Genomic DNA, 20,600 nt, shown 5'->3' on the forward strand with positions numbered 1-20,600 from the left:
GTCGGGCGTCATGGTGCAGATCAACACGAGCAAGGTGAGCCGCTGGGACCAGCACGGGCGCGAGCACGTGGTCCGGGTGCAGCGCACGGGCGTGCAGCGGACCATCAGATGCGACACGTGCGGCTGGCGGAAGGCGGCGCAGTTCCTGCCCTGGCTGAAGGCGGAGGAACACCTCGCCGACGCCCACCAGGCGACGGTGGACCCGGCGGAGACCTGAGAGCCTGTGGACCGGTTCTCCCCGGTACCGGTCGAGCGCCCTCGGCCCGGCGGGCGCGCGTCCTGCGCCCCCTGAGGCGGGCGCGGGCCCCGGGGGTGCCTACGCGCGCAGGCCGCGCAGCGTCAGCTCCACTACCGCGGTGAACGCCTCGTCGATGCCGGGCTGCCGCCAGTCGCGGACGTAACAGGGGTCGTGGAAGCGGCTGGTGGCGTCGAAGACGGCGCGCGCCGCGGCCGGGACGTCACCGGCGGCGAACGTGCCGTCGGCGACGCCGTCGCCGATGACGCGGGCGAGCTGTCCGGTGAGGTCGGCTATGTGCCGGTCGACGACCTCGCTCGTCTCACCGATCAGCACCTGGTAGGTGGCGAACAGTTCGGGGTCGTCGCCCGCCTTGTGCCGCTTGGCGGCGAACAGCGCCGCCAGCCAGTCCCGCAGCCGGTCCTCCGGGCCCCGGTCCTCGGCGACGATCCCGGCCAGCCGCTCCGACGTACGGTGCAGCCAGCGCTCGGTGACCGCCTCCCGCAGCGCCGCCTTGGTACGGAAGTGGCGGTAGACGCTGCCGTGGCTGACGCCGAGCGCGCGGGCCACGTCGACCACGGTCGCCTTCGCCGGGCCGTGCCGGCGCAGCACCTCCTCGGTCGCTTCGAGGATGCGCTCGGCGGTCAGGGTCTCGGTGGTCGGTGCCATGTCCGAAACCGTACCCGGCGGCGCGGTCAGCGCTCGCTGTCGAGGTGTGCCATCTGCGCCTCGGGGTAGCGCTCCCCGGCCGCCGCGTCCGCGGGCACCGCCTCCTCGATCGCCGCCAGGTCGGCCGCGTCCAGCGTGACGTCCAGGGCGCCGAGCGCCTCGCCGAGCCGCTCCCGGGTACGGGCGCCCACCAGCGGCACGATGTCGTCGCCGCGCGAGAGCACCCAGGCGATGGCGATCTGCGCGACGCTGACGCCCTTCTGTTCGGCGATCTTGCGCAGCGCCTCGACGAGGGTGAGGTTGTGCCGCAGGTTCTCGCCCTGGAAGCGGGGGCTGAAGGCGCGGAAGTCGCCCGCCCCCAGCTGCCGGTCCGGTGTGAAGTGACCGGAGATCAGCCCGCGCGACAGCACGCCGTACGCGGTGACGGCGATGCCGAGTTCCCGGGTGACCGGCAGGATCTTGTCCTCGATGCCCCGGGAGATGAGGGAGTACTCGATCTGGAGGTCGGAGACCGGGGCGACGGACGCGGCCCGGCGGATGGTCTCCGCGCCGACCTCGCTCAGGCCGATGTGCCGCACGTGTCCGGCCTCGACCAGCTCCGTGATGGCGCCGACCGTCTCCTCGATCGGCACGCCGGGGTCGACGCGGGCGATCCGGTAGACGTCGATGTGGTCCACGCCGAGCCGCTGGAGCGAGTACGCCGCGAAGTTCTTCACCGCCGCCGGGCGGCCGTCGTAGCCGGACCAGCCGCCGTCCGGGTCGCGCAGGGCGCCGAACTTCACGCTGAGCAGCGCCTGTTCGCGGCGGGCCGCGGGGGCCGCGCGCAGCGCCTCGCCGATCAGCATCTCGTTGTGGCCCATGGCGTAGAAGTCGCCGGTGTCGAGCAGGGTGACGCCCGCTTCGAGCGCGGCGTGGATCGTGGCGATCGACTCGGCCCGGTCGGCCTCGCCGTACAGGGCGGACATGCCCATGCAGCCGAGGCCGAGGGCGGAGACCTGGGGGCCGGTGGTTCCGAGGGGGCGCGTTCGCATGAGGACTCCTTGGGTTCCCGGAGCGACGGGCGCGCCGGGGCGGGACGTACATCCACTGTGCTGCGCCCACCCTCGCACGACAACTGACAGATTTCAATATCTGTCAGTTGACAGTCGACGACCGGCGGCCGACACCCTGCCTCCGACGTCCGGCGAAGTGGTCCAGACCTATTGACTAGAGGTCCAGACCACGCGAGTGTCATGCCTGCGACATGTACCCCTCACCGGCCGCCCCACCGGCCGCCCCCACAGGAGGAACCGCATGACCGTACGGAAACTGCGCCTGTTCACCGCCGCGCTGGCGGCCGCCTGTCTCGCCCCGCTCACCCTCGGACTGGCCCCCGGCGCCGCCGCCACAACCGCCGACGACACCTGCGCGGTCAAATCGAAGCCGGAGGGCAAGGTCCTCCAGGGCTACTGGGAGAACTGGGACGGCTCCGCCAACGGGGTCCACCCGCCGTTCGGATGGACCCCGATCACCGACTCCGCCATCGGCGCCCACGGTTACAACGTCCTCAACGCCGCGTTCCCCGTCATCCGCTCGGACGGCACCGCCCTGTGGGAGGACGGGATGGACTCGGGCGTGAAGGTCGCGACCCCGGCGGAGATGTGCGCGGCGAAGGCGTCGGGCCGGACGATCCTGCTGTCGATCGGCGGCGCGACGGCCGGCATCGACCTGACCTCGACCGCGGTCGCGGACCGGTTCGTCGAGACCATCGTGCCGATCCTGAAGCAGTACAACTTCGACGGGATAGACATCGACATCGAGACCGGCCTCAGCGGCAGCGGCGACATCGACCAGCCCTCCGCCTCGCAGTCCAACCTCATCCGCATCATCGACGGCATCCTCGCCGCGATGCCCTCGAACTTCGGCCTGACCATGGCCCCCGAGACGGCGTACGTCACCGGGGGCAGCGTCACCTACGGCTCCATCTGGGGCGCGTACCTGCCCGTCATCAAGAAGTACGCGGACAACGGCCGCCTGTGGTGGCTGAACATGCAGTACTACAACGGCAGCATGTACGGCTGCTCCGGGGACTCGTACGCCGCCGGCACCGTCGAGGGCTTCGTCGCCCAGACCGACTGCCTGAACGACGGGCTCGTCGTGCAGGGCACCACCGTCAAGGTGCCCTACGACAAGCAGGTGCCCGGACTCCCGGCGCAGTCCGGCGCGGGCGGCGGCTATCTGACCACCGCCCAGGTGTCCGAGGCCTGGCAGCACTACGGCACGAGCCTGAAGGGCCTGATGACCTGGTCCCTCAACTGGGACGGGTCGAAGAACTGGACCTTCGGGGACAACGTCAAGGCGCTTCAGGGGCGTTGAGCGGGTAGCGGGCCGAACGGGTAGCGGCAGCGACCCGTCGCGCTGCCGGTACCCGCCCCGCCCTACCGTGCTCCTGCGGCCTGCCGCCTACGCAAAGCCCGAGCCCGCAGTACGAGGCGAGGGAACCGCCGGTCAGGGCAGGCGCGCCCCTCGTGACTCCGCCACCCGCAACGCGTCCGTCAGGCACTCGGCCAACCGCCTGACCGCGTACCGCAGCTCACCCGGACCGACGCCGGCCTCTGACACCAACTGGCCTACCAGGCCGAGGACCTGCTCAGCGGCGGCAAGCTGCGCCGCCTCCGCCTCGTCCGCCACCCGGGAGAGGAAGCCGCCCTCGTCGTCGGTGCTCAGGAACGCGGGCTTCCCGTCCGGCCCGGACCACGGCAGCAGCCGCAGGGCGGTCATGCGCTCACCTCGTGGAAGTCGACGCCGACGGTCGCCAGGACGAAGGCGGCACGGCGGCCACTTCGCCACCGACCCTCCCTTTGCCGCTCCCACGCCGCGAGATACGGGCGGACCATGACCACCTCACCGGCGTCCAGCGGGGCGGTTTCCTTGGGTGCGCGGACACACGGCGCAGGACGAGGCGGTACGGATCGCGGGGCTTCCTTGGAACGATGCTTGCCCCTCCCCGGAAACAGCAGCCCGACAAGCCTACAGATAAGGTCTCGCACAGCCGAACCTCCGTTGTTCGGTCAGCCCCTGGGATTGGCCCTTGCCCGGCCGGCCCGGGGGCACTTTTTGTCGCTAACCCGATGTAGCGCCTTGTATCGCCACGTATCTACACATAGCCCAAAGTGCCCGCACGTCGGCATACGCCTAGCGTCTGCCTATGGCCATTGATCCGGATGCAGACATTGATCACGGGGCACCCCTCACCCCGTACCGCCAGCTTGCGGAGATTCTGCGAGCACGCATCGCTCGGGGCGATTGGGCACCCGGGCGGGCCATCGCGTCGGAGACTCAGCTTGTCCAGCAGTACGGCATCGCCCGGACCACCGTGCGGCGGGCCATCGCCGTCCTCGTCGACGCGGGGGAAGTCTTCACCGTGCCGCAGCGGGGAACTTTCGTTGTCACCGTCGACGAGGACGAGGCGGCGGACGAGGGCTAGCGTGGGCGCAGGAGACGGGTGCCGACCACCTCATCCCACCATTACTCAGGTTGACCACTGTGGAGCTAGACCGTTCGATTCCGTTCGCCGGTCAGGTCGCCGACGACCTACGCCGACGCCTTGATGCCGGTGAATGGCGCAGTGGAGACAAGTTCCCCGGGACGGTGGCCATCGCGGCGGAGTACGACATCAGTCAGTCCACGGCCGTGCGCGCCGTCGGCGTCCTCGTGACCGAGCGGCGCTTGCGCAAGGTGATCCCTCGCGGCTTCTTCGTGACGTAGCTCCGTCGACGGGGTGACTCGCCCCTGCTGCCCCTGCGAAGGCCTGGGACTCAGCGCCAGTTCCGCGCTCAGGGCCACGAACGAGCCCGCGATGCTTCGTCGCAGCCAGGTCATGACGCGGGGCCGCGGGGTGACCCGGCCGCGCACGGAGGCCGCGAGGACACCGTGGATCGCGAAGACGGCGTACGTCATCAGTAGGCGGCTACGCTCCCGGCCATGACCGACTCATCCCGGCGAGGAGCGGTGCGCGACGCCTCCGTCATCGTCGCCCGAGACGCGGGCGGCACGGTCGCCGTTCTGACCTCTGCATTCCCCCAGCACGGCGGCGATTACGTGTTCCTGCCCGGGGGGGCGCCGGGAAGACGGCGAGACACCGGAAGAGTGCGCACGGCGCGAGCTGCGCGAGGAAGCCGGCGTCACCGCCCGGACCTGGCAGTCCCTCGGCTCGTACGCCATCACCCTGGACTGCACCGCCCGCATCCACCTCTTCCTGGCCGAAGGTCTCACCTGTGGCCCGCAGCGGCTCACACCCAGCGAGGAGGGCTTCGAACTCATGTGGTGGCCGATGCCGGACGCGATTCGGGCCGCCACCGAGGGACGATTCCTGCTTCAAGGGGGCCCGCTTGCACTGCTGCTGGCCCAGCAGGTCATCGCAGTCTGAGCCGTACAGCTCACGGCCCGGACCCCGTTCGCCGAGTCCGCGGCGTTCTGGCTGGGAAAGCCCCGGTTCCGCGTGCGGAAAGGAACCGGGGGCTGGTCCGCGCGGAACCGCTCGTGGCAGGAGGTGTACTCGGTCAGCCGGACTTCTTGGTGATCACGAAGCGGCCGATGACCAGGTGGTCGATCTCCGTGGCGAGCAGGCACTCCAGGGCGTCGCGCGGCGAGCAGACGATGGGCTCGCCGGCCACGTTGAAGGACGTGTTGAGCAGGCAGGGCACGCCGGTCCGGTCCGTGAAGGCGCGCAGCAGACCGGCCAGCACCGGGTTCTGCCGGTCGTCGACGGTCTGCACGCGTGCGGTGCCGTCGACGTGGCAGGCCCCGGGTATCCGCTCGCGGTACTCCTCGCGGACCGGGAAGACGAACGTCATGTACGGCGACGAGGTCTTCTTGCCCAGCTCGAACACCCGGGGCGCCTCGGACTCGAGGACGACCGGGGCGAAGGGGCGGAACGGCTCGCGGTGCTTGACCCGGAGGTTGATGACGTCCTTGATCTCGGGGAAGGCCGGGTTGGCGAGGATGCTGCGGTTGCCCAGGGCGCGCGGCCCGTACTCGGCGCGCCCCTGGAACCAGGCGACGACGTTCGGCTCGGCCAGCAGCCCGGCCGTGCGCTCGGTGACCGCCTCGACGTCGGCCTCCTCCTGCCACTCGACACGGTCGGCGTACTCCTGGAGCACTTCCAGGACGTGCGGCTCGTCGTAGGAGGGGCCGAGGTAGGGGGTGGTGACGGCGTCGGCGGGGCGGTTTCTGAGTCCGGCCGTGTACACGGCCGCGCCGATGGCCACCCCCGGGTCGCTCGCGCCGAAGCTGACCTCCATGGCGGTGAACGGCGAGCGCTCCAGCATCTTGGTGTTGGCCACGCAGTTCAGCGCGAGACCGCCCTCGAACAGCAGGGTGTCCGACGAGGAGAGGGCCGTCAGCGCCCGCACCTGGTGGGCGGTGACGGCCTCCACCATGTGCTGGGCCATGGCGGCGACCTTCACCCGGAAGTCGAACTCCTCGCGCTTCTCGCCGTCCCCGCCGAACAGATCGTCGAAGAGCGCGTAGTACGCCGTCACGTCCGCGGGGACGTCCACGGTGTACGTGCCGTCCTCGTGCAGCCGGACGCAGCGCTCCAGCAGGGGATTGCGGCGCGGCGACGGGCCGTAGGCGGCCAGGCCCATCACCTTGTACTCGTCGTTGTTGGGGACGAAGCCGAGGTAGCGGGTGATGCGTCCGTAGGCCACGGCGAGCGAGCTGGTCATCGGGATGCTGCGGTCCTCGAAGAGGCGCACCACGCCGTCGCGCACCTCGCCCATCACCGAGGACAGCGTCTCGGCCCGTCCGTCGCTCACCAGGAACGCCGCGTCCCCGCCCCCGGCCAGATAGGCGCCGCACGTCAGATGGGCCAGGTGGTGGGGGACCAGGACCAGCTTGTTGGGGTCGAGGTCGTGGCCGGTGCGGCGCACGAAGTCGTCGTGGACCGCCTCACGGCTGACCATGTCGGTGTAGAACTCGCCGACGCGCCGCAGGACGTCGAACTTCTCGGCGGGCGACCGGCCGCCCGAGGCGATCTCGGTGATCATCTCGTCGGCCACCTCGGGCGAGAAGCGCCAGGGGAAGGCGACCACGTCCACCCGGTCCAGGGGGACGCCGGCCTGGTCCAGGCACCACCGGATCGCGTGGGCGGGAAAGTCGGAGGTCTTCTTGACGCGGCTGAGCCGCTCCTCCTCTACGGCGGCGACGAGTTCGCCGTCGACCACGAGGGCCGCCGACGCGTCGTGGCCCACGAGCAGGTTGCGGGCGACGCCGGTCGACCCGAAGAGGCGCCCGAAGATGTCGGCGCCGTTGGTGAATCCGTTGTATCCGAGCACGATCACGTCGGTTCAGCCTCCCTGGTGAGGATGGTTGCGCCCCGGCCGTACGGCGGCCGTCACGGTTCCCGCCCGAGGTCGATCGGCGCGTTCGGGCCGTCCTTGGACTCGACGGTCAGGAAGGACAGCGCCTCGTCGCCGATGTTCCTCAGGTCGTGCAGGTGGTGTCCGCCGCCGGCGACGGTGAAGTACCTCGTCTGCCCGCGGGCGTAGGTGATCTCCCGGCTGGTGCCGTCGCCCAGGTGCTGGCGGGCGCGGCCGTCGGTGAGGGCGATCCAGTGGTAGTCGAGGACATGACGGTGGACGGGGAGGCGCTCGCCCGGGTCCAGGCGCGTCTGCCAGACGCGCACGCTCTCGGTGTCGGCCAGCAGGATGCTGCCGACCCGGCCGTTGTGCTCGTTCGCGGCGAAGTCCGCGTGCAGCGGCGGGCTCCAGCGGTCGTAGTTCTCGGCGACGACCTCGCTGGTCAGCGGGCGGTCGGGCGCGCTTCGGTGGTCGGTGCGGGGGCGGTCGCCCACGGGCCGGTCCTTTCGGTTCGGTCCCGGGTGCCAGGTGGCGCGGCGGTCGGCCGGCGGCTCACCGGCCCCGGGACGGGGTGGTGTCCCGGCGGCTCACCGCACCCGGGACGGGGTGGCGTCACTGCACGGTGGACAGGGCGTCGAGCAGGGTGTCGTTGGCCCGCTCGTCGGCGATGGAGACACGGCAGGTGCCGGGGACAAGACGGGCGGTGTCGGCGACCATGATCCCGGCGTCCCGCAGCCGCTCCATGACGTGCTCGTGCCGGTGCGTGCGGACCAGGAGGAAGTTGGCCTCGGAGGGGAACACCCGCTCCACGGCCGGGTGCCGGGCGAGCTCACGGGCCATCCGGTCCCGCTCCGCCAGGATGCGCCGTACGGAGTCCAGCACCCGCGCGGAGTCGGTGAGCCGGTCGCGGACCGCCCGCTGCGAGGCGCCCGTGAACCCGAAGGGCACCTGGACCCGGCGCAGCGCCTCGACGAGCCCCGGCTGTGCCAGGGCGACTCCGCAGCGGGCCCCGGCCAGTCCCCACGCCTTGGAGAGCGTCCTGAGCACGATGAGGTTGTCGTGCCGGGCGACGAGCGGGGCGTACGACGGACCCGCGCTGAACTCCACGTACGCCTCGTCGATCACGACCAGGCCGCGGCTGCGGGTGATCAGGTCGAGCACCTGCTCCCGGTCGAGCCGGGTGCCGACCGGGTTGTTGGGGTCGCACAGGAACGTCACGCGCGGCCCGGCCGACAGGATCCGCTCGACGTCGAGGCGCGTCAGGTCCTCGCCGAGCAGCGGCGCCTCGACGACCGGCAGCCGCAGCACGCGGGCGAAGTGCGCGTACAGCTCGAAGGTCGGCGGGGTGACGCAGACCGCGTCGCCCGGTGCGGCCAGCGCGGCGAGGAGCAGCATGACGGCGTCGACGGCCCCGCTGGTGAACAGGGCCCACTCGGGCCCGAGTTCGCCGAGCCCCGTGTGCCCGGGCAGCCGTCCGACGGTGCTCAGGTACGTACGGGCCAGCTCGGCCGTGTCCAGTTCGGGGTAGCGTCCGTCCGCCCCGAGGAACGGGTTGGTGTTGCCGGAGAGGTCGAGCAGGTCGAACTTGGGCCGGCCGCGGAAGCGCGCCGGTCCCGGGACCGGCACCGCGGCGACCGGTTCCGTGGCGAAGGCCGAGACCTGGATCTCCGCGGGCTCGGGGGGCTGTTCGGGCCCTGCCTTCAGGTCCGGGGCGGACAGCCAGTGGTCGAGGGCCACGAAGTGGTCGGCGCCCAGGGCCCGCATCCGTTCGGCGTCGCCGGGGCCCAGGTGGACCCACTCCAGGCCGGTGCGCCGGGCGTGCAGGTACAGCTCGTACAGGGACGCCTCGTACAGGGCCTGCCGTGCGGCCGCGGTGTCGGGGGCCAGGGCCTGGGTGAGGCTGTGGATCCCGCGCCCGTTGTACGAGCGGACCAGCAGCCCGGCCTGTACGACGTCGCCGCCGCGGCGGCGCAGCAGCAGCTCGGTGCGGTCCGCCAGTGGCCCCCGGGCCAGGGCGTCGAGCGCCTCGGCGGTCCACAGCGCGCCGCGCCCCGTCTCCCGCCGGTGCAGGGCGGCGAACGCCTCGCGTGCCTCCGGCCGCCCGGACAGGTCGCCGAGCCCGGTCGGCTCCCAGCTCAGCTCGCGGTGCTCCGCGTGGCGGGCGCGCAGTTCGCCGAACCGCCGCTCGCCGACCCGGCCGCGCAGCACGTCGGCCACCTCGCCGGGCAGCCGTACGAGCCCCTCGCTGCCCGCGGCGACGGCGGTGAACCCGGCCGCGCGCAGCGGGCCGGTGTCGTCGCTGCGGCGCACGTACGGCACGAGGATCTGCCCGATGCCCGACCGAGCCGCCTGTTCGCGGAGTGCGGTCACCGCGAGCGGGCCGGGAGCGGGGCTGCTCGGGCCCTGGGGGACGCCCCCGAGCAGGGTGGGGCGCTCCGGGTCCCACCCGTCGGCCGGAGCGGACCCCTCGGGATGCAGACCGAGCCGGTCCGGCCTGCCGGCCGGCAGGCCGGACTCCGACCCGGCGCACAGCACCCGCCGCAGCTCGGTGACGTCCGCGTGCCTACGCATCGCCGTCCTCCGCTCCCCCGGCGGCGCCGGACGCCGCGCCGCCGCCGGTGGCGAGGTGCGCCTCGATCCGGTCGCGGTACTCCGGGTACATCCCGGCCAGCGTGCGGGCGATGCCCGGGCGCCAGTCGACGGTGCAGTCGCCGATGAGGTGACGGCGGACCCGGTGGTCGAAGAGCGCCGTCTCGCGGCTGGGTGACTCGCGGTCGAAGCGGGCCGGGACGCCGGTGAGGGCGGACATGTACCCGAGGAGGTCGGTCATGCCGACCTCCTCGTCACCGCCCCAGTTCACCACCTGCGCGGGTGTGCGGGCTGCCGCCCAGAGCAGCGGCACCTGCCGGACCACGTCGTCGGTGTGGAGCAGGTTGCAGTAGTTCTGGCCCTCGCGCGGCACCGCGGGGGCCCGGCCGCCGCGCAGCTGCTCGAAGAGGATGACCGGCACACCGCCGTGCCCGTACGGGCCGTAGGCGATGTTCAGCCGGGCGATGACCGTCGGCAGCCGCAGGCTCTCGGCGAGGCCGCGGGCCACGCCCTCGGCCGTGAGCTTGGCGACGGGGTACGTGGGCAGCCAGGGCGCCGCGCCGCCGACCGGGTCGCTCTCCCGGTAGCGGTGGGTGGCGTCGGCCCGGTTGTAGACGACCCCGGAGGACACGTAGAGGAACGCCTCGGCGGTGGCGCAGTGCGTCATCAGGCGCGCGGTGCTCACCGCGTTGACGCGCGCGGTCTCCTCGAAGTCGCGGCCGTCGCCCCGGTGGACGGCCGAGTGCAGTACGTGGGTGAAGTCCTGCGGCAGTCCGTCGAGTCCGTCGGCGGCCATGTCCCAGACGACGGTACGGGCGCCCGCGGTCTCCAGGGCCTTGCGGGCCCCGGCGTCGCCGAACCGGCCGAGGCACCACACCTCGTTGCCGGCGGCGAGCGCCTCGGCCACGGGGCGCGCGACCTGTCCGGTGGCGCCGGTGACGAGAATCCTCTTGCCTTGCATGGTCAGTCGCTCCCGGTCGGGTCGGAGGTGGTCAGGCGGGTAGTCGCGGGTCACCGGTCCAGCGCACGGCCCAGCTCCGCGCGCAGGGTCGCCTGGAAGCTCTGGACGTGCTGGGGGCTCATCAGCGTGTAGTGCTCGCCGTCCACCTCGATGTAGCTGTTGGTCTCCCGGGTGAACTCGTCCCAGTCGCGGAGCTGGCCGTCCAGCCACTCCTGCTTGGTGCCCTTGAGCGGGGTGCAGTAGAAGACCCGCACCCGTTCGACCGTGCCGGACGGCTCGTAGTCGCGGCCCAGGTGCACCATGCTCTGCGCCAGGCGCACCCAGGCGCCGAACCGCTCGGTGTTCAGGTCGAGTTCGGCCAGCCGCGCGGGCGGGGCGTGCTCGACGAGGTGGGCGAGCTGGTCGGCCTCGGGCAGCGGGCGCAGCGTCGCGGTCAGTCCGGGGATGTCGGCGGGGTCGATGAGTTCGAGGAACAGCGCCAGGTTGATGGCGCCGTCGGTGAAGGTGATCTCGTTCATCCGGTCCGAGATGCGCGGGGGCAGGTTGAAGACGCCGACGAAGTCGACCCGTTCGCCCTCGGCCTCCAGCCGCTTGGCGATCTCGAACGCGACGGCCCCGCCGTAGGAGTAGCCCGCCACGGCGTACGGGCCGCTCGGCCGGGTCCGGCGGATCGCCGCGACATACGCGCCGACCATCTCCTCGAAGGAGGCGAAGTGCGTCTCCCCCTGCCCGAAGCCCCGGGCCCGCAGCGCGTGGAAGGGCCGCTCCCCGGTGAAGTACTTGGCGAGGTTGACGAAGACCAGCACCTCGCCGAGGCCCGGGTGGACGCAGAACAGCGGGGTGCCCTCGCCGGTGACCTGGAGCGGGACCAGCGGGTCGTAGGCGGCGTCGCCGCCCGCGCCGGACGCCGAGGCGGCCAGCCGGGCCGCCAGCGCCCGCACGCTCGGGGCCTGGAGGAGCGTCGCCATGGGCAGGTCGTCCAGGCCGAAGGCGCGCTGGACGTGGAGCTTGAGCCGCAGCACGTCGAGCGAGGTGCCGCCCAGGTCGAAGAAGCTCGCGGTGGCCGGGACCCGCTCGACGTCCAGCACCTCGGCGAAGACCCGGGCCAGCGCGGTCTCGTCCTCGCCCGCCGGCTCCACGTGGTCGCCGAGGAAGCGGCCGGTCACCTCTTGGGCGCGCCGGACCGCCGCGTCCAGCGCCCCGGACTCGACGGCCGTACGCAGCCGGGAGCGCTGCACCTTGCCGAGGTTGCCGCGCGGAATCTGCGCCTCGGTGACGGGCAGGATCAGCTGGGGGCGGAAGCCCCAGTGCATCACCGTGGAGCTGCGGATCGCGACGAGCGTGCGGTAGAGGGCGGTCTCGTCGGCGGGGTCACCGGCCGGTGCGAAGGCGACGGCGAGCTGTTCGGAGTCGGCGCCCGCGGGCCGGATCGGGAAGGCGGTGACCTGTCCGCGCCGGACGCCGTCGAGTTCGTCGAGGACCGCTTCCAGGTCGTGGCTGTAGTAGTTGACCCCGTTGACGATGATGGAGTCCTTGGTGCGGCCGACGAGGGTCAGCCGCCCGGAGGCGTCGAGCCGGCCCAGGTCGCCGGTGCGGAACCAGCCGTCGTCGGTGAACGCCTCGGCGGTGGCCCCGGGGTTGCCGAAGTACCCGCCGGTGACCATGGTCCCGCGCAGCTGCACCTCGCCGGATGCCTCGGAGGCGGGGTGGTCGGCCGGGGCGGGGTGGTCGATCGAGACCGGGTGATCGGCCGGGGCGGGTTGGTCGATCGAGACCGGGTGATCGGCCGAGACCGGGTGATCGGCCGGGGCGGGTTGGTCGGTCGAGACCGGGTGGTCGGCCGAGACCGGGTGATCGGCCGAGACCGGGTGGTCAGCCGGGGCGAGTTGGTCGGTCGAGACCGGGTGATCGGCCGAGACCGGTCGGTCGGCCGAGACCGGTCGGTCGGCCGAGACCGGTCGGTCGGCCGAGACCGGTCGGTCGGTCGAGGAGAGCACCGTGCCGGTGCCGTCGACGATCCGGATGCTCAGCCCCGCCACCGGACGGCCCAGCGGCGGGAACTCCGCGCCGAGGTCGCGGTCTGCGAACTCGCGGTTGAAGACACTGCCCGCGCACGTCTCGGTCATCCCGAACGCGGGCACGACCACGTCGCCGCGCAGCCCGTAGGGGGCCAGGGCGTCCAGGAACGACCGCACGGTGGCGGTCACGGTCGCCTCGCCGCCGGAGATGATGTACCGGATCCGCGAGAGATCGACGCCGGACACGGTTCCGGCCGCGCGGGCGAGGCCCTGATTGATCTGCCCGAAGAGGAAGTTGGGGGTGAACGTCACCCGCACCCGGTGGGTCGTCAGGAGCCTGAGCAGGCCGACCGGGTCGGCGAGCACGGTGGCCGGGGTCGCGATGACCTGGTCCGCGCCGTTGCGCATCGGCAGCAGGTGCGCCTCGATGGCCGCGATGTGGTCGGCGGAGATCCAGTTCAGCATGGTGTCCGCGGGCCCCAGGTCCAGCGCCCCCGACTTTCCGGCCTGCGCCGCGAGCAGGTTCGCGTGGGTGAGCCGGACCGCCTTGCTCGATCCGGTCGACCCGGAGGTGAGCATCAGCAGGGCGAGGTCGTCCGGGCCGGCCGCGTGGCCGGGCTCCGGCCCGGCCGGGGCGGTGTCCAGCTCCTCCACGGTCACCGTGGTCAGCCCCACGTCGGGCAGCTCGTCGTGCGCCTTGTCCACGACGACCAGCGGATCGCCGAGGAGCGCACGCAGGTGCTCGAGGAGCGGGCGCAGCCGGGAGGGGTCGGCGGGCGGCGCGATCGGGCAGGGCACGGCACCCGCGTGCAGGCAGCCCCAGAAGGCGCGGAAGAAGGGCTCGGGCTCGCCGGCCGCGACCAGGACGCGGTCGCCCGGCGCGGTGCCCCGGGCCCGCAGGCCCTGGGCGATGCGCAGCGCGTCCTCGCGCAGGTCGGCGTAGGAGACGAACGGGCCGTCGACGAAGGTGACGCCGCGGGTGGTGTCCTGTGCGGCGCGTTCGAGGAGCTGCGGAAGCGTCGTGACGCTTGTGGCGTGACGTATGTCCGACATGACGGTGAAGACCCCCGATCGAGGTGGGACCGGAACTGGGTGGATCGGCGCGCACGTACTGGCGAAGGGGTGGGCCGACCGGCGGTGACGGCGGGCCGGGACAGGCGGCCGTACGGAATCCGGGACGCGTGGCGGCCGTGCCGCGTCGCGACGAGTGGCGGGACCGACCGCACTCCGATAATCGCCTGCATATATGCACGGCTATGCACAGCGAAATAACCGCGGATCGTTCTCGATGAGTCGACCGTAAAGGGAAGGTATTTTCGCTTCGCGAATTCGGCGGGCAGGGCCGGGCCGCTTTCAGGCGAGCGAGAAACCGCCCCGGACGCCGCCCGTCTCGTTGAAGCGGGCGATTTCGTCGATCGTGTGCCCGAGTCTCGACTCGTCCGTGTCGGAGACGACGGCCTCGCCGATACGGCCATAAGGACCGGCCGGTGCGTCGGGGTCGGCGGAATAGTGCAGTTCGTCGAAGGAGAAGGCGCGCTCGAAATCCTCCTGGGTCAGCGTGCCGACGCGCGGGCGGCGCAGGAGCAGATATCCGTGGAAACGGTCCGGCGTCCGGTGTCCGTACGGCGGCTCGGGCGTCTCGCCGAGGGCGAGGGCGATCTCGACGCCGAGGAGGTCGACGCCGTAGGTGAGTTGGTTGACCCGGGGCGAGAGGGCTCCCGGCAGCCGTACGGCGCATTCGCCGAAGGTCAGCCCGTCGGGCCGGTGGAACGCCTCCATGTGGAAGACGCAGTCGGGCGCGTCCAGGGCGCCGAGCACCCGGCGGGCCATGGCCTCAGCCTGCGCGAACAGGTCCGGACATCGTTGTCGGTCCAGCACGTGCGCGGCCAGGACGCCACCCTGGACGGCGCTGAGCGGGGAGATGTGATTGCTGCTCAGGGACGACCACTGGAGCGTGCCGTGCTGCCAGACGCCGTCGAGGTAGACCTCGGGCGCGTCGACGAACGACTCGGCGACGACCTCGACGTCCGAGCCTCCGGAGAACGGCTTCAACGCCCGGGCGTACTCCTCGGGCGAGCGGACGACGCTGGTGCGCTGGGCGCCCGCCCCGGTGGCCGGCTTGACGACGAAGGGGGTGCCGAGCTCGGCGGCCGGCTCCTCGTAGGGCGTACCGGCCGGCAGGTACCGGCACCGCGCGTGCCGCACGTCGGGCGGCAGCAGGCTCTTCTGGAGTCGCTTGTCGCGGAAGTTCAGGACCTTGCGGGCGTCCGCGTTCCCCGGCAGGCCGAGCTGCCGGCGCAGGCAGGCGGCCGGGAAGACACCCATCTCATGGACGCTGAGCACACCCGCGAGCTCGTCCAGCGGCTCGGCCAGCACCGCGCGGAGGACTTCCTGCACGTTCTCCATGTCGGCGACACGGCGGAATTTCGGTTTCTCCGCGGAGACGATCGCGGTCGGCACGACGTAGAAGGGGTCCACACCTCGACGCCGTAACGCCTCGTCAAGATCTTCTCTATACCCAATAACCACCATCGCAGGCATGCGTCGTCTCCCCCAGTGTTACGACTTGCCGATCCAGTGAGAAGTTATTGCGATTCCATTGCGGACGGCCGGATTTTTTCCGGCACCCGTGAATCATGACACAGGCCCGATGGATTTCGACTTGTGAGGTGGATCACATGACGCCGAAGTCAAGCATCACACGTAAAAGCGAATAAAAAGCGGAAACCGGCCCGCGCAAACCTCCCCTATATCGGCCGCGCGGATTGGACCGGGCACGGGGAAGCCCCCGGTTCCGCGGAGCGGGCCGGGGGCTTCGGTGACCGGGTGGCCGCCTGGGCGGCCGGGGGTCAGCAGCCGATCAGACGGGCGGCGAGGTAGCCCTCGATCTGGTCGAGGGAGACCCGCTCCTGCTTCATCGTGTCGCGCTCGCGGACGGTGACCGCGTTGTCCTCGAGGGTGTCGAAGTCGACGGTGACGCAGAACGGGGTGCCGATCTCGTCCTGGCGGCGGTAGCGGCGGCCGATGGCGCCGGCGTCGTCGAAGTCGATGTTCCAGTGCTGGCGCAGCGCCGTCGCCAGGCCCTTGGCCTTCGGGGAGAGCTCCGGGTTGCGGGACAGCGGCAGGACGGCGACCTTGACCGGCGACAGGCGCGGGTCGAGGCGCAGCACGACGCGCTTCTCCATCTTGCCCTTGGCGTTGGGCGCCTCGTCCTCGGTGTAGGCGTCGAGGAGGAAGGCGAGCATCGCCCGGCCGACACCGGCCGCGGGCTCGATGACGTAGGGGGTCCAGCGCTCGCCGGCCTCCTGGTCGAAGTAGGACAGGTCCTGGCCGGAGGCCTTGGAGTGCGCGGAGAGGTCGTAGTCCGTGCGGTTGGCGACGCCCTCCAGCTCACCCCACTCGCTGCCGCCGAACTGGAAGCGGTACTCGATGTCGGCGGTGCGCTTGGAGTAGTGCGAGAGCTTCTCGGCCGGGTGCTCGTACCAGCGCATGTTCTCCTCGCGCATGCCGAGGCCCGTGTACCAGTTCCAGCGCTCCTGCATCCAGTACTCCTGCCACTTCTCGTCCTCGCCCGGCTTGACGAAGAACTCCATCTCCATCTGCTCGAACTCGCGGGTGCGGAAGATGAAGTTGCCGGGCGTGATCTCGTTGCGGAAGGACTTGCCCATCTGCGCGATGCCGAACGGCGGCTTGCGGCGCGAAGTCTGCTGGACCTGGGCGAAGTTGGTGAAGATGCCCTGCGCGGTCTCGGGGCGCAGGTAGGCGACGGAGCCGCTGTCCTGCGTGGGGCCGAGGTGCGTGGAGAGCAGGCCGGAGAACTGCTTGGGCTCGGTGAACGTGCCCTTGTTGCCGCAGTTGGGGCAGTTGAGCTCGGCGAGGCTCTCGGGCGTCCGGCCGTGCTTGGCCTCGTACGCCTCCTCCAGGTGGTCCGCGCGGAACCGCTTGTGGCAGGAGGTGCACTCGGTCAGCGGGTCGGTGAAGGTGGCGACGTGACCGGAGGCCACCCAGACCTCGGTCGCCAGGATCACCGAGGAGTCGAGTCCGACGACGTCCTCGCGCGAGGTGACCATGTAACGCCACCACTGGCGCTTGAGGTTCTCCTTGAGCTCGACGCCGAGCGGACCGTAGTCCCAGGCGGCGCGCTGGCCACCGTAGATCTCACTACAGGGGAAAACGAAGCCACGGCGCTTGCTCAGGCTGACGATGGTGTCGATCTTGTCGGCGGCCACGGTGCTCTCTTCATTACGGGACGGACGGATTCAGCGGCGACGCTCGGCTCCGCGCTCGGGGTACGGGATACGGGAGACGCGCGAATGCTTCAGGTTACCGGCGCCGCCACCCCCTGCATCAAATCGGTTCGGGGTTACGGACCGACCGGGCGCTTGTTGACAATCGTTTCCAGATTTGTTGAAAATGAGTGTCATGAACGTACGACGACGCCTTATATCCGGGACCGCGGTCGCGGCGGCCACCGCCCTCGGTCTCGCGACCCTCTCCGCCTGCTCCGACTCCTCCGCGGCCGACGGCGGTGACAGCGGAAAGCTCGACGTGGTGGCGTCGTTCTACCCGATGCAGTACCTCGCCGAGGAGATCGGCGGGACGCACGTGAACGTCACCACCCTGACCGAGCCCGGCCAGGAGCCGCACGACCTGGAGATCAGCGCGCGGCAGACCGCCCGGCTCCAGGAGGCGGACGCGGTCCTCTACCTCAAGAGCCTCCAGCCGGCCGTCGACGACGCCGTGGCGCAGTCCGAGGTCAAGACCAAGATCGACGCGGCCTCGCTGACCAGCCTGGAGAAGCACGGCAACGAAGTCGGCGGGCACGCGGCCGAGCACGACGACGAGCACGGCGAGGAGTCCGGGGGCACCGACCCGCACATCTGGCTCGACCCGGTGAAGTACACCGAGGTCGCCGAGGGCGTCGGCAAGGCTTTCCAGAAGGCGGACCCCGACCACGCGGCGGACTACAAGAAGAACACCGCGGCGCTGGTGAAGAAGCTGGACGCGCTGAACACCCGCTACGCGGACGGGCTCAAGAACACCAGGACCAAGGTCTTCATCACCACGCATGCCGCCTTCGGCTATCTCGCCGAGCGCTACGGCCTGACCGAGGAGGCCATCAACGGTCTGGACCCGGAGTCGGAGCCCAGCGCGGCCCGGGTGAAGGACCTTGAGAAGATGGCAAAGGCGGACGGTGTCTCGACTGTCTTCTACGAGACGCTCGTCAGCGACAAGACGGCGAAGACCATCGCGAAGGACGCGAGCCTGAAGACGGATGTCCTCGACCCGATCGAGGGCATCACGAAGAAGTCGAAGGGCGACGACTACATCCAGGTCATGGACGCCAACCTGAAGGCGCTGCGGACGGCACTCGGCAGCGCGTGAGCAGCTGAACACGTGCGCACGCGGCACGTGAGCACATCGGCATGAGTACATCGGAGGGAACCGTGAGCGAGTCCGTCATAGCCCTGCGCGGTGTCACCGCGGAGCTGGGCTCGCGCCCGGTCCTGCGCGGCATCGACCTCACCGTGGGCCGCGGTGAGGTCGTCGCGCTGCTCGGGGCCAACGGTTCCGGCAAGTCGACCGCCGTGCGCAGCATCATCGGGCAGGTCCCGGTCAGCGGCGGCGAGATCGAGCTGTTCGGCACCCCGCGCCGCCGCTTCCGTGACTGGGCGCGCGTCGGCTACGTACCGCAGCGCACGACGGCGGCGGGCGGGGTGCCCGCGACCGTCACCGAGATCGTCTCCTCGGGGCGGCTGTCCCGGGCCCGCTTCGGCGTGCTGCGCAAGGCCGACCACGAGGCGGTCCGCCGGGCCCTGGACCTGGTGGGCATGGCCGACCGGGCCAGGGACTCGGTGAACGCGCTGTCCGGCGGGCAGCACCAGCGGGTGCTGATCGCCCGCGCGCTGGCCGCCGAGCCGGAACTGCTGATCATGGACGAGCCGATGGCGGGCGTAGACCTGGCCAGCCAGGAGATCCTGGCGGCCACCCTGCGCGGCCAGGTCGCCCAGGGCGCCTCGGTCCTGCTCGTCCTGCACGAGCTGGGCCCGCTGGAGCCGCTGATCGACCGCGCGGTCGTCCTGCGCGACGGCTGCGTACTGCACGACGGCCCGCCCCCGAAGGCCGTGGGGCAGCACGCCCTGCCCGGCCACGACCACGTACACCCGCACGCGGCTCACGACGCCGAACCGATCCGGACGGGACTGCTGAGCTGATGGAGATCCTCGACTACGCCTTCATGCAGCGGGCGCTGCTCGCCGCCGTCCTCGTCGGCATCACCGCCCCGGCGATCGGCATCTACCTGGTGCAGCGCCGCCAGGCGCTGATGGGCGACGGCATCGGCCACGTGGCGATGACCGGCGTCGGCCTCGGCTTCCTGCTGTCCGCCTCCCCGGTGTGGATGGCGACGGCCGTCTCGGTGCTCGGCGCGGTGCTCATGGAGCTGATCCGCTGGTACGGCCGCACGCGCGGCGACATCGCCCTCGCGATGCTCTTCTACGGCGGCATGGCGGGCGGCGTGATGTTCATCAACCTCGCGCCCGGCGGCTCCAACGCCAATCTCACCTCGTACCTGTTCGGCTCGCTGTCGACGGTGAGCGAGAGCGACGTGACGGCGATCTGCCTGCTCGCGGCGTTCGTAGTGCTGGTCACCGTCGGGCTGCGCCGCCAGTTGTTCGCGGTCAGCCAGGACGAGGAGTTCGCCCGGGTGACGGGGCTGCCGGTGCGCACGCTGAACCTGCTGACGGCCGTGACGGCCGCGGTGACGGTGACCGTCGCCATGCGAGTGGTGGGGCTGCTCCTCGTCTCCGCGCTGATGGTGGTCCCGGTGGCCGCCGCGCAGTCGCTCAGCCGGAGCTTCGCGGCGACCTTCGCGATCGCGGTGGCCATCGGCGTGAGCGTGACCCTCGGCGGCACCGTGACCTCGTACTACCAGGACGTGCCGCCCGGCGCGACGATCGTGCTGCTGACCATCGCGGCGTTCATCGTGCTCACCGCGCTGGCGACGCCGCTGGCCCGGCGCCGGGCCCGGGCCGCGGCAGCGGCGGCGGGCGCCGGTGACCCCGCGGAGTGCGCGATTCCGGCCACCCGGGCCCCGGAGCGGAGCGTCGGCGTCTGACCGTCCACACCCCGGGCTGGCACAATGGCCGGGCAAGGGCAGACGTGAGGAGGCAACGGTGACAACCGCTGGATCGCCCGTACGGGGCCGCTCCACCCGGCAGCGTGCCGCCGTGGCGGCGGCGCTCGACGAGGTGGACGAGTTCCGCAGTGCGCAGGAACTCCACGACATGCTCAAGCACAAGGGCGACTCGGTCGGGCTCACCACCGTGTACCGCACGCTCCAGTCCCTCGCCGACGCGGGCGAGGTCGACGTCCTGCGCACCTCCGAGGGCGAGTCCGTCTACCGCCGCTGCTCCTCCGACGAACACCACCACCACCTCGTCTGCCGCGTCTGCGGCAAGGCCGTCGAGGTGGAGGGCCCGGCGGTGGAGAAGTGGGCCGAGGCCATCGCCGCGGAACACGGCTACGTGAACGTCGCCCACACCGTAGAAATCTTCGGCACCTGCGCGGACTGCGCCACCACAGCCAAGGGCTGACCGGCACGGCCCGGCACCCGGAACCCCGGCCGCCCGGCCGGGGTTCCGTCATGCGCGGACCGGTGTACGGGCGGCCGCGCTTCCCGCGGGCAGGGTCCTAGGGATAACCCTCGGCGCCCAGGGATAACCCTCGACTCACCGGTGCTGTAGTGACATGTATCGGTCAAGGTGGGAGGCTGCCTTCGGTTCTTT

General features: G+C 71.4%; 18 protein-coding genes and 1 pseudogene. 9 read left to right on the plus strand and 10 right to left on the minus strand.

The window, feature by feature from the left end; genetic code table 11:
• The first annotated feature begins 10 nt into the window (after positions 1 to 10).
• Positions 11 to 217, plus strand: coding sequence for a hypothetical protein (locus ACFV6E_RS15730; protein WP_385159231.1), 207 nt, complete (start codon positions 11 to 13; stop codon positions 215 to 217).
• 99 nt (positions 218 to 316) lie between these two features.
• On the opposite strand, the gene ACFV6E_RS15735 is transcribed toward ACFV6E_RS15730, so the two are convergent.
• Together ACFV6E_RS15735 and ACFV6E_RS15740 are read right to left on the minus strand one after the other, a co-directional pair.
• A complete protein-coding gene (locus tag ACFV6E_RS15735) occupies positions 317 to 904 on the minus strand; it encodes a TetR family transcriptional regulator (RefSeq protein ID WP_385159233.1) in 588 nt (195 codons plus the stop codon).
• Between the two features lie 26 nt (positions 905 to 930).
• Positions 931 to 1,935, minus strand: coding sequence for an aldo/keto reductase (locus ACFV6E_RS15740; RefSeq protein ID WP_385159235.1), 1,005 nt, complete (start codon positions 1,933 to 1,935; stop codon positions 931 to 933).
• 262 nt (positions 1,936 to 2,197) lie between these two features.
• Between ACFV6E_RS15740 and ACFV6E_RS15745 the strand changes: the two genes are divergently transcribed.
• Positions 2,198 to 3,259 (plus strand): chitinase, encoded by a 1,062-nt coding sequence (locus ACFV6E_RS15745; RefSeq protein WP_385462054.1) that lies wholly within the window; start codon positions 2,198 to 2,200, stop codon positions 3,257 to 3,259.
• 132 nt (positions 3,260 to 3,391) lie between these two features.
• On the opposite strand, the gene ACFV6E_RS15750 is transcribed toward ACFV6E_RS15745, so the two are convergent.
• Positions 3,392 to 3,664 carry a hypothetical protein gene (locus ACFV6E_RS15750; RefSeq protein WP_385159239.1) on the minus strand — a complete coding sequence of 91 codons (273 nt, stop codon included), beginning with the start codon at positions 3,662 to 3,664 and terminating at the stop codon, positions 3,392 to 3,394.
• Positions 3,665 to 4,091: 427 nt separating this feature from the next.
• On the opposite strand from ACFV6E_RS15750, the gene ACFV6E_RS15755 reads away from it, so the two are divergent.
• From ACFV6E_RS15755 to ACFV6E_RS15765, 3 genes and pseudogenes are all read left to right on the plus strand, one after another.
• Positions 4,092 to 4,370: a GntR family transcriptional regulator gene (locus ACFV6E_RS15755; RefSeq protein ID WP_385462057.1), complete on the plus strand. Its 279-nt coding sequence runs from the start codon at positions 4,092 to 4,094 to the stop codon at positions 4,368 to 4,370.
• 59 nt (positions 4,371 to 4,429) lie between these two features.
• Positions 4,430 to 4,651, plus strand: a complete 222-nt coding sequence (locus ACFV6E_RS15760) for a GntR family transcriptional regulator (protein WP_385159373.1) — start codon at positions 4,430 to 4,432, stop codon at positions 4,649 to 4,651.
• 216 nt (positions 4,652 to 4,867) lie between these two features.
• A pseudogene (locus tag ACFV6E_RS15765) lies at positions 4,868 to 5,312 on the plus strand (NUDIX hydrolase).
• 133 nt (positions 5,313 to 5,445) lie between these two features.
• Here ACFV6E_RS15765 and ACFV6E_RS15770 read toward each other — a convergent pair.
• From ACFV6E_RS15770 to ACFV6E_RS15800, 7 genes are all read right to left on the minus strand, one after another.
• Complete coding sequence (locus ACFV6E_RS15770) at positions 5,446 to 7,227, minus strand: carbamoyltransferase (protein WP_385159245.1); 1,782 nt, start codon at positions 7,225 to 7,227, stop codon at positions 5,446 to 5,448.
• Between the two features lie 53 nt (positions 7,228 to 7,280).
• Entirely contained in the window at positions 7,281 to 7,739 is a 459-nt protein-coding gene (locus ACFV6E_RS15775; RefSeq protein ID WP_385159247.1) for a hypothetical protein, read from the minus strand.
• A 118-nt stretch (positions 7,740 to 7,857) separates the two neighbouring features.
• Positions 7,858 to 9,816, minus strand: coding sequence for a pyridoxal phosphate-dependent aminotransferase (locus ACFV6E_RS15780; RefSeq protein WP_385462060.1), 1,959 nt, complete (start codon positions 9,814 to 9,816; stop codon positions 7,858 to 7,860).
• Positions 9,809 to 10,795, minus strand: coding sequence for an NAD-dependent epimerase/dehydratase family protein (locus tag ACFV6E_RS15785; RefSeq protein ID WP_385159251.1), 987 nt, complete (start codon positions 10,793 to 10,795; stop codon positions 9,809 to 9,811). Before ACFV6E_RS15785 ends, ACFV6E_RS15780 begins: the two co-directional genes overlap by 8 nt.
• A gap of 50 nt (positions 10,796 to 10,845) precedes the next feature.
• A complete protein-coding gene (locus ACFV6E_RS15790) occupies positions 10,846 to 13,866 on the minus strand; it encodes an AMP-binding protein (protein WP_385462063.1) in 3,021 nt (1,006 codons plus the stop codon).
• A gap of 300 nt (positions 13,867 to 14,166) precedes the next feature.
• Positions 14,167 to 15,291 carry an acetyl-CoA carboxylase biotin carboxylase subunit family protein gene (locus tag ACFV6E_RS15795; protein ID WP_385462066.1) on the minus strand — a complete coding sequence of 375 codons (1,125 nt, stop codon included), beginning with the start codon at positions 15,289 to 15,291 and terminating at the stop codon, positions 14,167 to 14,169.
• Positions 15,292 to 15,662: 371 nt separating this feature from the next.
• Complete coding sequence (locus tag ACFV6E_RS15800) at positions 15,663 to 17,042, minus strand: glycine--tRNA ligase (RefSeq protein WP_385159258.1); 1,380 nt, start codon at positions 17,040 to 17,042, stop codon at positions 15,663 to 15,665.
• Between the two features lie 193 nt (positions 17,043 to 17,235).
• On the opposite strand from ACFV6E_RS15800, the gene ACFV6E_RS15805 reads away from it, so the two are divergent.
• From ACFV6E_RS15805 to ACFV6E_RS15820, 4 genes are read left to right on the plus strand one after another with little or no spacing between them, the layout of a single operon-like run.
• Complete coding sequence (locus ACFV6E_RS15805) at positions 17,236 to 18,198, plus strand: metal ABC transporter solute-binding protein, Zn/Mn family (RefSeq protein ID WP_385159260.1); 963 nt, start codon at positions 17,236 to 17,238, stop codon at positions 18,196 to 18,198.
• Positions 18,199 to 18,239: 41 nt separating this feature from the next.
• Positions 18,240 to 19,028, plus strand: coding sequence for a metal ABC transporter ATP-binding protein (locus ACFV6E_RS15810; RefSeq protein ID WP_385159262.1), 789 nt, complete (start codon positions 18,240 to 18,242; stop codon positions 19,026 to 19,028).
• A complete protein-coding gene (locus ACFV6E_RS15815) occupies positions 19,028 to 19,930 on the plus strand; it encodes a metal ABC transporter permease (RefSeq protein WP_385462069.1) in 903 nt (300 codons plus the stop codon). The genes ACFV6E_RS15810 and ACFV6E_RS15815 overlap by 1 nt, the downstream gene beginning before the upstream one ends.
• A 58-nt stretch (positions 19,931 to 19,988) precedes the next feature.
• Positions 19,989 to 20,408, plus strand: a complete 420-nt coding sequence (locus ACFV6E_RS15820; RefSeq protein WP_385159266.1) for a Fur family transcriptional regulator — start codon at positions 19,989 to 19,991, stop codon at positions 20,406 to 20,408.
• Positions 20,409 to 20,600 lie beyond the last annotated feature (192 nt).

Origin of the sequence: Streptomyces sp. NPDC059785, from assembly GCF_042732375.1 — a bacterium.
Taxonomy (GTDB): domain Bacteria; phylum Actinomycetota; class Actinomycetes; order Streptomycetales; family Streptomycetaceae; genus Streptomyces.